This is a genomic window from Alteromonas oceanisediminis (assembly GCF_018474025.1).
Lineage (GTDB): Bacteria > Pseudomonadota > Gammaproteobacteria > Enterobacterales > Alteromonadaceae > Alteromonas_E > Alteromonas_E oceanisediminis.
Map to the genome: position 1 here is coordinate 198457 of NZ_JAHCTA010000001.1, position 13416 is coordinate 211872.

At 48.4% G+C, this 13416-nt stretch carries 14 protein-coding genes and 1 tRNA gene; 5 read left to right on the plus strand and 10 right to left on the minus strand.

The genetic code is table 11. From position 1 onward, the window contains the following. Positions 1 to 14: 14 nt before the first annotated feature. From flgC to KIU71_RS00970, 4 genes are all read right to left on the minus strand, one after another. Positions 15 to 446: a flagellar basal body rod protein FlgC gene (gene flgC / locus KIU71_RS00955; RefSeq protein ID WP_214129229.1), complete on the minus strand. Its 432-nt coding sequence runs from the start codon at positions 444 to 446 to the stop codon at positions 15 to 17. Beyond that, positions 443 to 847, minus strand: a complete 405-nt coding sequence (gene flgB, locus KIU71_RS00960) for a flagellar basal body rod protein FlgB (RefSeq protein ID WP_214129230.1) — start codon at positions 845 to 847, stop codon at positions 443 to 445. Before flgB ends, flgC begins: the two co-directional genes overlap by 4 nt. An 86-nt stretch (positions 848 to 933) precedes the next feature. Beyond that, a complete protein-coding gene (locus KIU71_RS00965; protein WP_214129231.1) occupies positions 934 to 1767 on the minus strand; it encodes a CheR family methyltransferase in 834 nt (277 codons plus the stop codon). Between the two features lie 12 nt (positions 1768 to 1779). Then, the gene (locus KIU71_RS00970; RefSeq protein ID WP_214129232.1) at positions 1780 to 2700 is read right to left on the minus strand and encodes a chemotaxis protein CheV; all 921 of its coding nucleotides are present in this window, start codon (positions 2698 to 2700) and stop codon (positions 1780 to 1782) included. A 158-nt stretch (positions 2701 to 2858) separates the two neighbouring features. Between KIU71_RS00970 and flgA the strand changes: the two genes are divergently transcribed. The 3 genes from flgA (at position 2859) to flgN (ending at position 4535) form a co-directional block, all read left to right on the plus strand. Continuing rightward, entirely contained in the window at positions 2859 to 3578 is a 720-nt protein-coding gene (gene flgA / locus KIU71_RS00975) for a flagellar basal body P-ring formation chaperone FlgA (RefSeq protein ID WP_214129233.1), read from the plus strand. A 148-nt stretch (positions 3579 to 3726) separates the two neighbouring features. Continuing rightward, on the plus strand, positions 3727 to 4059 hold the full coding sequence (gene flgM, locus KIU71_RS00980; RefSeq protein WP_214129234.1) for a flagellar biosynthesis anti-sigma factor FlgM: 333 nt from the start codon (positions 3727 to 3729) through the stop codon (positions 4057 to 4059). A 44-nt stretch (positions 4060 to 4103) separates the two neighbouring features. Then, positions 4104 to 4535: a flagellar export chaperone FlgN gene (gene flgN, locus KIU71_RS00985; RefSeq protein ID WP_214129235.1), complete on the plus strand. Its 432-nt coding sequence runs from the start codon at positions 4104 to 4106 to the stop codon at positions 4533 to 4535. A gap of 10 nt (positions 4536 to 4545) precedes the next feature. On the opposite strand, the gene KIU71_RS00990 is transcribed toward flgN, so the two are convergent. Further along, positions 4546 to 4995: an LPP20 family lipoprotein gene (locus tag KIU71_RS00990; RefSeq protein WP_214129699.1), complete on the minus strand. Its 450-nt coding sequence runs from the start codon at positions 4993 to 4995 to the stop codon at positions 4546 to 4548. A gap of 240 nt (positions 4996 to 5235) precedes the next feature. Between KIU71_RS00990 and KIU71_RS00995 the strand changes: the two genes are divergently transcribed. Next, positions 5236 to 6402, plus strand: a complete 1167-nt coding sequence (locus tag KIU71_RS00995) for a flagella assembly protein FlgT (RefSeq protein WP_214129236.1) — start codon at positions 5236 to 5238, stop codon at positions 6400 to 6402. A gap of 37 nt (positions 6403 to 6439) precedes the next feature. Continuing rightward, a tRNA-Arg gene (locus KIU71_RS01000) sits at positions 6440 to 6515 on the plus strand. A gap of 12 nt (positions 6516 to 6527) precedes the next feature. On the opposite strand, the gene KIU71_RS01005 is transcribed toward KIU71_RS01000, so the two are convergent. The 5 genes from KIU71_RS01005 to KIU71_RS01025 form a co-directional block, all read right to left on the minus strand. Beyond that, positions 6528 to 7931, minus strand: a complete 1404-nt coding sequence (locus KIU71_RS01005) for a sugar porter family MFS transporter (protein ID WP_214129237.1) — start codon at positions 7929 to 7931, stop codon at positions 6528 to 6530. A gap of 50 nt (positions 7932 to 7981) precedes the next feature. Then, entirely contained in the window at positions 7982 to 8836 is an 855-nt protein-coding gene (locus KIU71_RS01010; RefSeq protein ID WP_214129238.1) for a sugar phosphate isomerase/epimerase family protein, read from the minus strand. A 94-nt stretch (positions 8837 to 8930) separates the two neighbouring features. Then, on the minus strand, positions 8931 to 10442 hold the full coding sequence (locus tag KIU71_RS01015; protein ID WP_214129240.1) for a tryptophan halogenase family protein: 1512 nt from the start codon (positions 10440 to 10442) through the stop codon (positions 8931 to 8933). Positions 10443 to 10445: 3 nt separating this feature from the next. Continuing rightward, positions 10446 to 11837, minus strand: a complete 1392-nt coding sequence (locus KIU71_RS01020; protein WP_214129241.1) for a tryptophan 7-halogenase — start codon at positions 11835 to 11837, stop codon at positions 10446 to 10448. Next, complete coding sequence (locus KIU71_RS01025) at positions 11830 to 13410, minus strand: tryptophan halogenase family protein (protein WP_214129242.1); 1581 nt, start codon at positions 13408 to 13410, stop codon at positions 11830 to 11832. The genes KIU71_RS01020 and KIU71_RS01025 overlap by 8 nt, the downstream gene beginning before the upstream one ends. Positions 13411 to 13416 lie beyond the last annotated feature (6 nt).

The following is a 13416-nucleotide window of genomic DNA, read 5'->3' on the forward strand; positions in this document are numbered from 1 at the left end:
GTTTAGTCCGTCGGCTAGCGACCTTGACCTATCTGCAATACGCGTCGGAACAAACGCTTGGTTGTATCGGCCACTTGAATATTGGTTTCGTAGCCTTTGGAAGCAGACAGCATGTTCGCCATTTCTTCCACGACATTGACATTTGGCTTGTAGATATAACCATTCTCATCGGCCATCGGGTTACCCGGCGCGTATTCGATTTGCAATGGTTTTTGACTTTCGACAACGCCGAGTACCTGCACTCCTCTACCGCCGCCAATACCTTGTGCATTGGTTGCGCGCTCAAGCTCAGCGGCAAACACGGGGTGCCGGGCCTTGTAAGTCTGGTCGTAACTACTGCTAACACTATTCGCGTTGGCGATATTACTTGCCGTCGTATTAAGACGCACATTTTCAGCCGACATACCGGTCGTGGCAATGTCCATAACTCTAAACAGTGAACTCATCCGCCTTGCCCTCCACTTAGTGCCTTCTTCATGCCTTTAATTTTTCCGCTGAGTAATTCAGTACTGGCTTGGAATCGCATCCCTACATCCAGAAACTGATTACGTTCATGTTGAATATCTACCGTGTTGCCATCACCGGTATCCGGTTGTGTTGGCTCTCTGAATTTCAGATCCCATTGTGGCTGTGTTGAACCACTCATGTGTTTTTCGTGGGTTTTGACCAGATTGTGTGACTGCGCAAGCTTGGCACTTTTCATTGCCTGCTGGAAATCGATACCGCGGGCCTTGTAGCCTGGCGTATTCGCATTTGCCAAGTTACCAGAGATGACTTCCATCTGCTCAGTTCTGACTTTCACTGCCTGATGATGAAAACCAACCAATCTGTCTAAATTAATTGCCATTACACACTCCTTCTCTGCGGAAATATTCAGCAAGGGGTGTGCCAGTGTTACGTATAGGCTGTAATTTTTAACGAAGAAGCGATGCGTTAACGAGGTTTATGTTGATAAAACAAGCCATTAGTTGCTTTTGTCATACTGAACAGATCGGCGGCTGCGTTGACGGATTCAGACGCGCCCAACATCAAACTGCCTTTCGGGTCGAGCACGGCGGCAATTTGTTGCAGTATCTTCTTTTTGTTGTCGGTCGAGAAATAGATGAGCACATTGCGGCAAAAAATAATATCGAACATGCCCAAACCGGTATAGCTTTCAAGCAGGTTGAGTGGTTTAAACGTCACGCAGCGTTGCAGTTCAAGCTTTGCGGTAACCGATTTGTCTTCATTGGTGTCAAAATATTTTCGCTGTAACGCGGCTGGCAAACCCCGACCCACCGACATCAGGTCGTAGTGAGCCGACTTTGCCATATTCAAAACACGGCGTGAAATATCGGTTCCTACTATCTCAAAACCACCTCGGAAAGCCTCTTTGTGCTGACTTTGGTACTCGAGAAGAGTCATCGCGATTGAATACGCTTCCTGGCCAGTAGAACAGGCCGCACTCCAGATGCGTAGGCGCTGTTTGTCCTGCAACCCCGGTAGGATATGATGGGTTAACAATGAAAACGGGTACGTATCTCTAAACCACAGCGTTTCATTGGTCGTCATTGCATCAATGACTCGCTGTTGAAGGTTGAGATCGTTGCCGCTGATAGCCTTATCAATAATGCCATCAAGATCCGTGTCCGGATATTCGTGTAGAAAACTGATCAGACGACTGCGCACCAAATACTGTTTGGCATCTCCCAGTACAATACCGGTACGCTGTTCTAAGAAGCGCCCAAACCGCTGATAATTCTCAGGCGAAAACTCTCTGTTAAGCAACGTCGATGCGCCTTAGGTTCTCAACCATTTTTGCACGGCGGTGGCTAATTCATCTGGGTGGAATTTGGCAATAAAGTCGTCGGCGCCGACCTTTTGCACCATCGCCTGATTGAATACGCCGCTTAACGATGTATGCAGCACCACATGCAGTTTTTGTAACTCCGGCGTATTTTTGATTTCCGCAGTGAGCGTATAACCATCCATTTCCGGCATCTCGATGTCAGACACCAGTACACCGACTCTATCCGTAATATCACCTGTCTCTGCGGCAATTTCTTTCAAGCGGTTCAATGCCTCCAGCCCGTTCTTGGCCATTTCAATTTCAAGCCCTAGCGACGTGAGCGCCTTTTTAACCTGATTCCGCGCCACGGATGAATCATCGGCGATGAAAATCATCTTACCAGCACTCTTACCCACATCAATGTCACCGGCAATCTCGTCACTTAGATCCGTATTGAGCGGCGAAATCTCATTTAGAATCTTTTCTACATCAAGAATTTCAATGAGTTCGTTTTCAACTTCAGTCACCGCGGTTAGGTAACTGGCGCGGCCTGTGCCCTGCGGCGGGGGCATTATCGCATCCCAGTTGGTGTTGATGATCCGCTCGACCGATCCGACGAGAAACCCCTGTACTGAACGATTATACTCAGCAATGATGATAAAGGCGTTTTTCAAGTCGGCAATTTTCTTGCCGCCCGTCGCCATACTCAAATCAATCACTGAAATAGTCTGGCCTCGAATGTGGGCAATGCCTCGCACCAACTCATTCAGTTTAGGCATAGAGGTGAGCGGAGGGCACTGCAGCACTTCCCGCACCTTAAATACATTAATGCCAAAACGCTGACGACCATTGAGCCGGAAGAGTAACAGCTCTAAGCGGTTTTGCCCTACTAGCTGCGTACGTTGATTTACCGAGTCCAGTATTCCTGACATTACATCACCTCTTTTGAGAATTTAGGCACGATGGTTGCGTTGCTATCACTCTATCGGCGCAATGCCGCGTAAACTGAATCAATGTGCCTGTAAATTGACGCTTTTTGATGCGTTCAATCAATCTGGTTTAATCATAGTCAAAATGGTGGGGTGTGAACATGAAAAATTTGTCCGAAGCGTTTTTTATTGCGCTATTGGCTACTTTGCCGTTGGCGTTAAACGCAAGTACACTCGCTGAACAGGCGACTGACAAGAAGGCCGAGCTTCATGTCGCTGTGCAAAAAGGCGTAGAAGAATATGTGCGATCGCAGCGTCCCGTCGATGAAACTCAAACATTATTCGTTGAGGCCTATCCGATTGACGAGCGTATCAATGTTGCGCCCTGTGATGTTCCTTATACCTACAGCATGACGGAAAGTGGTGCGCAGCAATCTTACGGCACGGTCAAAGTGACCTGTGCAGATAACAATTGGTATTTGTTTGTCAACGTAAAAATTGAAGAACGACAGCAGGTGGTGGTGCTCGCCGATATGGTTAGCCCTGATACATTATTAACTCAGCAAAACCTCACCACTGCCGATATTAATAGTCAGAGTTTGCGCCATACGACGTTTTCGGACCCTTCAGCGCTTTATGGTGCCCGAATTAAGCATCGAGTGCGAGCGGGGCAACCTATTAATCCCAACATGATTTGTTTTGTGTGCAAAGGTGACTTGATTACGCTGTCGGCAAATTCAGCAGGCCTTAGCATCAGTACAAAAGGCATTGCACAGCAAGATGGCAATATTGGTGATACAATACGAGTGATGAACAGCCGTACAGAACGGACCGTACTGGCTAAAGTGCAAGATCACGAAACCGCCGTTGTCAGTATTTAGTCACCGTAGGTTTTAAAATAACTTGATACGGTATAATCACTTACGAAAATTAATGCAATATCTGTGATTTTTTTAAGTCATTTAGTTAAAGTATGACCAAGGGCTGCCGATACAATGACTGAGGAGTTACAGGTAGTGAGGATTAATCATGACGGTAAATAATATTAACAACGGTGTTCCCAAGACACCGATTGATAACCAAAAGCTTTCGCAGCAGCAAGCACAGAATAAAGGTGCGGCCGCTCAAGCGCCTGCGCAGCAAGCAGCCGCTCAAGCAACGCCACGTCAAGATTCAGTGTCGCTAACTCAGTCTGCTCAACAGCTTAATCAGGTTCAGAAGAAAGGTTCTGAAGCACCGGTTAATCAAGAAAAAGTTGATCGCCTGAAGAAAGCCATACAGAATGGTGAATACAAAGTGAATCCAGAGGTATTGGCCGACAAGATTTCTAAACTTGAAGGGCAAATCTTCGGGACACGTTAATTATTAAGCTCGCGCAGCTGCGCGAGTGAGGTCATTAGTCCAACATGTCATCATTACACGAAGCCGTTACTCAACAACTTCAGTATCTCACCAAACTGCAACAACTCTTAGAAACCGAACTTCACCTCATCAGTTCTCGTGATGCCGAAGGTTTAATGAATCTTTTGGATGACAAACAAGCCACGTTAGATGCCATCCAGGAGCAAGACGCTAGCATAGAATCGTTTTACGCTCAGGAAGTCGCCGAAAAAGGCAGTATCGGCGCCGAAATAGAAGCGTTGTTTGAACAGGCCAAGCAGTTAATCGAGCAATGCAAGTTCAGAACGTCAATCAACCAAAAAGCCGTTGAACAAGGCCAGCTTAAACTTGAACATTTGCGCCACTTACTGCTTGAAACACGTGCGAAAGAATCGCTCACCTATGACCGCTCGGGAAAACCGCGCGGTGGTACGTTAGGCAAAGGCGTTAGTGCTTAACTAATGAGCCCTAATAGTAGCTGACATCTTTGACTTTCTTTGGGCGCGCCGTCGATAAATAGATATCATAAACATCTTGAAAATCGAGTGTCATTTCAGTGGCGTACATATCTTCACCTACCGCGTACGATTTCACCACACGCGCACCACGAATAACGCCTTCGACAGAACTTTTAAGTTGGGTATCAGCTAATACCAATTGCTGTAACGACTGTTTACCATCAATTCGTTGCCCATAGACTTGTTCGGCCAATTCTCTGTAAGCCTCAAGCTTAGACGCTTTAATTGCCAACAGCATACGCGTCGTTTCACTATCGCCTTTCTGCGCATTAATCGGCGCATACCCGACAGCCGACAAGGTGGGGAACTGTTCTGGTTTAATGGTTTCCCATTCCACATGCTTATCAAACACAGATGTACAGCCTGCGCATAGGAGCGTTAACCATGTTATTGCCATCATTAATGGGGACAGGGTTACTGATTTCACGAGATATCTCCAACCGTTGAAAGCCAACCACCCAAGGCAATGCCTCAGGTCATCACTTCACTCAACACAAAACAACTAAACTCAGTTTCCTTAGCAGAGATTGCGCCAATGTGACGAGAACTGGCACAGGGTTTGTATTAATTGTAATCCATACGCCGCAGCGACACGCTGCTGGCACTGTGAATCAATCATTAAACACGGTGAGCCTACCTCATGCAGACATTGCCTTACACTAACAGACTCGGATTATCGGCGTTGGTTTGCCTGTTTGTCAGCTTGAGTGGGCAAGCCAATGCCGCTTGGTTTCAGGCAACTGGACAGGCTGAAATTGTGAATGGCGACAAACAGTATGCACGACAGCAGGCCACGCAGGAAGCCATCAAACAAGCACTCTTGTTCGCTGGCGCATCTGTCACCAGTGTACAGCAGCTCACTAATGGACTTTTGCGCGACGACAGACTTGAGGTACGCGCTACCGGTGAGGTTAACGAAATTGAGCTGATCGACGAGATTTATCATCAGGATTACGTCACCGTGTCGATCCGCGCTGACATTTTCCCTCAAACAGCCCAGTGTTCAGCTGCTACGTACAAAAAAACGGTCGTCACGGCGCATATGCCATTCACACACCGAGACCAAACCAAAGATGGCAATTTGTTTGCACTGGGTGGAGCAGCAATCGACCAGCTGCCCAATGCGTTTAAGCGTTTGACGTCGAATACGCTAATCACCGATGTCATCCCCGAACGATTTAATTGGGATGCCGCTGCCGTGCAAGCTCAGGTTAATCAGTTAGCCACCAGAACGAATGCACAGTTCGTTCTGGGAATTACCGCAGAAGACGTCAGTGTACACCGCCCTGAAGGCAGTTTAGCGTTCTGGCGGAATACCGCACCGAAACGCGCATTTGTTATTCGAGCGAGGCTTTTTGACGGTATGAACACTGAACTCATCATGGATAAGACTTATTCTGCAATGGCCGCGTGGACGTTCAGTAAGTTTGACCACGTCGATGTGCGCTCAAGCGAATTTTGGCAGTCGCCTTACGGTAAAGCAATCATTGATACATTTGACGCCATGGCGGTTGATATTGATGAGATGCTCAACTGCGAGCAAGCCGTGGGGCGAGTGCTTAGCGTCAATAATAACCAACTGCAAATCAACTTGGGCGAACAACACAACGTGCAGGTTGGCGATACACTCACTTTGTTTAAGTCATCGGAAGTGATTGATCCCTTTGGTCAAAGATATCTACAACATACCGTACATCCACATCAGGTGATCGTGCGCAGAGTTTACGCATCCACAGCCACCGTCAGTTCCGTCGATGACGCGCTGCTGTCAAACATTCAGCCAAACGATTTTGTTGCCAAGCGCTAGATAGGGCATAATGCCCGGCGCGAAAGACGACATCCGCGTCCCCATAGTTTAACAGGATAAAACTGCGGCCTCCTAAGCCGCTGCTCCAGGTTCGAGTCCTGGTGGGGACGCCAGTTGTATAGCGGTTAACCCTGCATATCTTCCAGCGCAGTGCCGCGGGTCTCGAACACATACCTGCCAACAAATATAATCGAAATCGCTGCGCAGATCGCGTAAAAACCATAGGCTCCGATCAAACCGATAGAACCCAGCATCAGCGGGAACGACATTGTGATCAAAAAGTTGGTAAACCACTGCGCTAAACCCGCTACTGCCAAGCCCGACCCTCGTAACTGATTCGGAAACATTTCGCCGAGCAATACCCACATCACCGGCCCCCACGAAAAATTAAACATAACCACATAGGCGTTGGCGGCAACCAGCGCCAAAGTGCCGTAGTTGCCCAAGTCAAGGTTACCGTTTGCGCCTGTCTCAGCATTGGCGAAAGCAAATACCATCAACGCCAATGTCACTGTCATACCTAGAGAACCGATAAATAGAATGGGCTTTCTGCCAATCTTATCAACCAACAAGATGGTTGCGATACAAGCGCCGATACTCACTGCCCCGCTGATCACATTGATCAGCAGCGCATCACTTTCAGAAAAGCCGACGGCTTGCCATAGCACCGCACCGTAATAGAAAACCACATTGATACCGACTAACTGCTGAAACGTCGCAAGCCCTATTCCAACCCATACAATGGGGCGTATTCGTTGTTTAACCGGATCGACAAGGTCGGATAAGGCGGGCGTACGTTGTTGCGATACAGATTGACGAATAGACTCAAGCAGCGGTTGAGCACGATGCTTGTAGAGCTTTTTAAGCACCGCCATCGCAAGGGTATCTTCGCCGCGTAGCACCAAAAATCGGGGACTTTCAGGAATAAATAGTAAACCCAGCAAAAACAGGGTTGCGGGAATGAGTTCGACCCAGAACATCCAGCGCCACGCTTCAAAACCCAGATACCATTCTCTCACTGAGCCACCCGCTACATCAGCAATCAGATAGTTACTCACAAACGCCACAAATAAACCGCTGATAATTGCCACTTGCTGCAAGGTGGATAATTTACCGCGAATGGCGGCAGGCGCGATTTCGCTGATGTACGCGGGGGTCATGACCGATGCGGCACCGACAGCGAAACCACCGAGTATTCGGTAAATAACAAACTCTAACGAGCCACCAGAAATACCAGATCCCCACGCGCTGACAATAAACAAAATGGCCGCCAGAATCAGCATTTTGCGCCGCCCAAAACGGTCCGCAAGACGTCCGGCGGTGAAAGCGCCGACGGCACATCCCAATAGCATACTCGCAACGTTAAATCCGGTTCCAACGCTCTGAGAATCGAACGCCTGTTGCAGCCCGTCGATGGTGCCATTGATCACGCCACTGTCAAAACCGAATAAAAATCCGCCTAAGGCGGCAATGATGCTGATCAGAATAATAAATCCAATATTATCATCCGCTTCGATGAGAGGTTGCATGCGATTAACCTTGTTATTGTTATGTTAACGATTTTATACAGGTGAATTGGCTACAATGGTAGCATTCTTCCCTCCAACTCCAGCAAATATCGGATACTCTCAGGCACTTGCAGCATCACGCGTGAGGATTCATCTTCAATAAAAAAGTATTTGATCCCTTGCTGCTTGGCCACTTTCACAACGTCTTGAATACCCACATCACCGCTCCCTAGCACCACGTTAGTATCGACATCCGCTTTGCCATCCTGTGTTGTTTCTGTGCCATGCCGACGGTCTTTTAGGTGCAGTGAGGTAAATTTACCCGGATAGCGCGTCAGGAAGTCGACAGGATCCTGCCCACCCTGCTTAATCCAGAAAACATCCATTTGAAACTGAGCCTCGGTTACATGAGTGAGCATGTAATCCAAGATAGTCCCCTCTTCATGTGGGAAAAACTCATAGCCATGCGGATGATACTGCAAGGTCACACCGTTTTCCTTCAGTACAGCACCGGCGGTATTCAGCACGTCGACAGCCGCTTTAGCATCATCGATGGAAAAGGTACCTTCATGAGGGATCCAGTAAAACGTGGCAAAACGTGCCCCATAAAATTTGGCTTTATATGCCACCGCAATAGGGTTATCGCGCACTTCTTCATAACTAGTGTCCACACTGACTACCTGAATGTGGTGTTCGTCGATTATGCGTTTGAAGTCGCTCAACGAGTGACCATACAGGTTTCCACCGCCCTCAACCGCATGAATCCCCCAGTCATTGACCGACTGCATAGCGGCGGGCAAATCATCGGCCATCTGATGCCGTAGACTGTATAGTTGCAGGCCAATTTCGTGTGCACTCGCCGGTATACTGATTGTTGCGGTAGCAACACTGATAAGAAAAGCGTTAAGTTTTGTAGAGAATTTCATTCGATATAACCCTGTGTAAGCAACATTTTATTTACAATTCATGGCAAAGTGTACCGAGTTTGAGGATATTGGAGTAACACATATTCGGTGCTCACTAAGACATTTTCGGCGGTGCCTGACAATGTCGCGCAATAAACTCTGATTGCATTGGCATGTGGGCGACCGAATTGTCGATAACCTGTTTAATGTGCTGTAAACGTTGCGCAATTTCTTGTTCACTCAATACATCAACCAGTGGGTGATAGCCTTTGGGCACTATGCCTTGACCATGCATGACAGCAAGCCACGAGGTTTCATTAAATAACTCAATATCTTGACGATAGATCCGCCCATTTGCGGCAAATAAGTCAATTTTATGTTGCAGGTAATCTGGTATCGCCATGTTTTTACAGTACTGCCAAAATGGCGAATCTTCACGCTCGGTCACTTTGTAATGCAAAATGATAAAATCGCGGATACGTTCCATTTCCATACGCGACTGCTGATTGAAGGTATCGATATCCACTTGGTCAAACCCCTGGTGTGGGAACATGCCCAATAACTTGGCAATACCGGCTTGGATCAAGTGTAAGCCGGTCGATTCCAGAGGCTCTATAAAGCCGCTGGAAAGCCCTATAGCGACACAGTTTTTATGCCACATCTTACGCCGCATACCCGTTTTCCAGCGCAATAGGTTCGGATGCGCTAATGGCTCGCTTTCCATCTGCGCCGTTAAACAGTCGATGGCTTGCTGGTCAGACACAAATTCGCTCGGATACACGTACCCATTCCCAATGCGGTGTTGTAATGGAATACGCCATGTCCAGCCTGCATCTTGTGCGGTACTGATAGTGTATGGATTTACTGGTTCTCGGGCTGCACATGGCATGGCGACAGCACGATCGCAGGGTAGCCAGTGACCCCAGTCTTCAAACCCAACGTTAAGTGTTTGTTCAATCAACATCCCGCTAAAACCTGAACAATCTATAAACAAATCGGCCTCGCAGCGCTGCCCATTTTCCATGACGAGCGCATCAATAAAACCATCATTGTTGCGCACAAGTACGTCTTTCACTTTGCCTTCTGTGCGCCGAACGCCACGTTTTTCAGCAAAGTTGCGCAGGTACCTCGCGTATAGAGTGGCATCAAAGTGAAATGCGTACGCGATTTGTGAAAGCGGAGAGTTGCCACGATTCTCAGGGCGCATAAAGCGTCCTTGACGTGCAGCAATACTTGCCAACGAAAATGCTTCGAGATCATCGGCTTTTCCAGCGTGGAATTGCTTTAGCCAATAGTGATGAAACTGAATGGCATCCATGTCGGTACCGAAACTACCGAATGGGTGCATATAGCGGTGATTTTTCCGCTTCCAATCAACAAACTCGATACCCAATTTGAAGGTGGCCTGTGTTTCACGCACAAACTCATTTTCGTCGATACCTAAAATCTGATTAAACAGTGCAATCTGAGGAATAGTCGCTTCACCTACCGAGACCGTCCCCACAGCTTCTGATTCAATCAGATGAATATCGGCATATTGGTTTTTGAGCACTGTAGCCAGTGCTGCCGCAGTCATCCACCCTGCACTTCCGCCACCGAGTATGATTATTTTTTTCACTGCCTGCATAACTTACTCCTCAATACGGGGAAGGCGCTGTGCCGTCGCGTTTAAGCGGCTTCTAATTTGTGTGATGAAAGTGTCGAGCTGCTGCTCAGACAATCCATCAACCATCAGGTCATGACCCTGTGGATACTGGCCCAACGCCGCTAAACTATTTTCTAGCCAGTGAGTGTCAGCCTCGTAATGCTCATACTCTGGCAGCACGCCGCTTTGGCTATACAAGTCAAACAGGTGCGTAAGCTCGCTACTTGGCTGATATTGCGACAAACCGCGTCGATTAGCCTCTGTGTGCGGTTGCGCGAAATAGAAACGCAGCATTGCCGTATCATAACAACCGCTATAGCGCTGCAGCGCAGTTCGGTTAAAATAATGGTGAAGTACAGGGTCGCTAAGCTGATCCGGCGCTTCACGTGCAATAGTATCGCTGAGTAATTGCAGTATCCCGGCATAGAACAGCAGCCCCTGATCCGCCAAATAGCGCATAAGCCCCTGATTGTTTAAGATAATCTGCCCAACCTCGGCGGACACAACCCATTCTGGCGGCGCTGAATTGCCCACTGCAAAAGCGTACTCAGCCTGATGGCCGAATAGCTGACCATGTCGAGACGTTTTTAACTGGCATGTTTGTGCCAGCCCCTGTTCGGTCCAAGCCTGATTATGGCAGAGGGGCAACACACTCATCGCACTGACTTCTGCCTCTGACAAACGTCGGTAGGTGGAAAACGGCAGCGGCCAATTACCGTCATCTATGTCGGAAAAACAACAGTCTATGGTCAGATTATGCTCCATAGACTTTGCACTCGCGTCGAAGCCCGCTCCACAGCGTATCGCCACCTCACGCAGTAATTCAACAAGCGCTTCAGTATTCACCATGAGCCCATATTCCAACGTGGACAAAACAGAGCGAGGATCACTAACCGGGTGCGTAAACACGCCGCGCTGTGCGCACAAGGTATTCAGTGAAAAGTCAGACAAATTTGCAGAATGGGCAGCGCGATAACGAGTTAGGTAATGTAAAAAACGAATACCATTGGCATTCACTCCTGACGGTGCCAGACCAATAAGTGTCTCATCAGACTCGGGGGCTACACAGGTTGCTCGCCAGTTCATCAGCCTGTCAGCCAAATAATACTGCCCCTCTGCCCGCCCTACCAGCGCTGATTCTTCAATGCCTAATTGGCTGAGTGTAATAAGTAACTCCGGTGTCAACACAACGGCTGAATGATCGCCAAGATGGTGTTTGTGCCTGTTGCGCTTGTTCACATTCACACTGAAACCGGCCTGAGAGAGCATTGCCGCACAAAACATACCCAACAGTGTCGAGCTCTGATCAAGCATTACCAGCACGCTTACTGGTGTTGTCTTTGCCGATACACACTGCATTTGCGCAGGCTTAACCATGCCGTACTCCATACAGGCTGGCAGATGCGGTTTGCCCCGCAGGCACTGGAGTATGCTCAGAATGTAACCTGTTTAGCCACGCAGCATGCGTCGGTAACTGCATGACAGACTCATCCACTTGCTTGGCCAGTTCAGCCATTGCCGCTGTGGCTGCACCAGTATCATGTTGATGCTGCGCCACCGCTCTTGCGTCAACGCTCTGCGGTATTATCCCTTGCCCGTAATAGACAGCAACCCATGACGGCTCAAGAAAAAGTCCATATCGATACGGTTCAATCATGCCGTAACGCGTAAACAGCGTCATTTTCTCCTGCAATGAATCTGGAATGAGCATGGTTTTGCAATACCGCCAAAAGGCGCTGTCGTCGCGTTGCGTCGCATGGTAATGCAGGATCAAAAAATCACGAATGCGTGTCATTTCGTGGTCAAAATAGCGGTTATACTCACGCCCCTTAACCACCATGTTGGCACGCTGTGGCATCAGCTCAATTAACTTCATCACAGCGGCTTGGATCAAGTAAATACTGGTCGATTCTAGCGGCTCTACAAACCCACTGGATAATCCAATGGCAACGCAGTTTTTTAACCAACTTTGCTGGCGCTTGCCAGTGCAAAAACGTAAATGATTCGGCTGTGCCAAAGCGGCACCGGGAAGCGCGTTAAGTAAACTGTCCTCAGCCTGCTGCGCTGTCATATATTCATCACAATAGACCAAGCCATTGCCCATTCGGTGCTGCAGTGGTATTTGCCACTGCCAGCCCGCTTCCCTAGCGATTGCTTTGGTGTAGGGTAGTGGATCGCCGGCGTGTTTAGATGGCACCGCTACGGCCCGATTACACGGCAGCCAGTGCGACCAATCTTCGTAACCGGCGTGCAACGTTTGTTCAATTAATTGCCCGCGAAAACCGGAGCAATCAACAAAAAAATCACCATCAATACGATCACCATTTTCAAGCGTCAGCGCCGCAACCTCACCGTTACTGACTCGTGTGATAACATCAACAACCTTGCCCTCGATCCGCGTCACACCCAAGGCTTCAGAGAAGCTACGAAGAAAGCGCGCATACTGACCGGCATCAATATGATATGCGTACGAATAAGTTGAGAGAAGTGATTGAGGATCGGTGCTAGGAAAATCAAAACGTTTCGCTTTGCATGCCATCACCGGCAACGAGAATGAATCTAACGATAGCGACGGGTCGCTACGTTTTGCTGCTGTATAAAAATGATGAAAATTCACGCCGTTGGCGGGCTTGCCGTAATCACCGAACGGGTGAATATAAGCATCACCTTGCCGCCCCCAATGACTAAATTCAATACCGAGTTTAAACGTTGCGCCGGTTTCTCGGATAAACTGCCGCTCATCAATGCCAAGACGTTGATTGAAATAGCGCAAGTGCGGCAGCGTTGCTTCGCCCACGCCCACGGTGCCGATAGCGTCAGATTCAACCAAGGTTATTGTCAATTGCGATTGGGGTAACAACTTAACCAATGCAGCTGCGGTCATCCAACCTGCGGTACCACCGCCCAAAATAACGACCGATTGAATGGGGTGTTTAGGTGCTTGAAACACGTTTTT

Bases quoted from the DNA above. Each gene is read 5' to 3' on its own strand.
- flgC (WP_214129229.1), bottom strand. From the start codon at position 446: ATGAGTTCACTGTTTAGAGTTATGGACATTGCCACGACCGGTATGTCG.
- flgB (WP_214129230.1), bottom strand. From the start codon at position 847: ATGGCAATTAATTTAGACAGATTGGTTGGTTTTCATCATCAGGCAGTG.
- KIU71_RS00970 (WP_214129232.1), bottom strand. From the start codon at position 2,700: ATGTCAGGAATACTGGACTCGGTAAATCAACGTACGCAGCTAGTAGGG.
- flgA (WP_214129233.1), top strand. From the start codon at position 2,859: ATGAAAAATTTGTCCGAAGCGTTTTTTATTGCGCTATTGGCTACTTTG.
- flgM (WP_214129234.1), top strand. From the start codon at position 3,727: ATGACGGTAAATAATATTAACAACGGTGTTCCCAAGACACCGATTGAT.
- flgN (WP_214129235.1), top strand. From the start codon at position 4,104: ATGTCATCATTACACGAAGCCGTTACTCAACAACTTCAGTATCTCACC.
- KIU71_RS00990 (WP_214129699.1), bottom strand. From the start codon at position 4,995: ATGATGGCAATAACATGGTTAACGCTCCTATGCGCAGGCTGTACATCT.
- KIU71_RS00995 (WP_214129236.1), top strand. From the start codon at position 5,236: ATGCAGACATTGCCTTACACTAACAGACTCGGATTATCGGCGTTGGTT.
- KIU71_RS01005 (WP_214129237.1), bottom strand. From the start codon at position 7,931: ATGCAACCTCTCATCGAAGCGGATGATAATATTGGATTTATTATTCTG.
- KIU71_RS01010 (WP_214129238.1), bottom strand. From the start codon at position 8,836: ATGAAATTCTCTACAAAACTTAACGCTTTTCTTATCAGTGTTGCTACC.
- KIU71_RS01015 (WP_214129240.1), bottom strand. From the start codon at position 10,442: ATGCAGGCAGTGAAAAAAATAATCATACTCGGTGGCGGAAGTGCAGGG.
- KIU71_RS01020 (WP_214129241.1), bottom strand. From the start codon at position 11,837: ATGGTTAAGCCTGCGCAAATGCAGTGTGTATCGGCAAAGACAACACCA.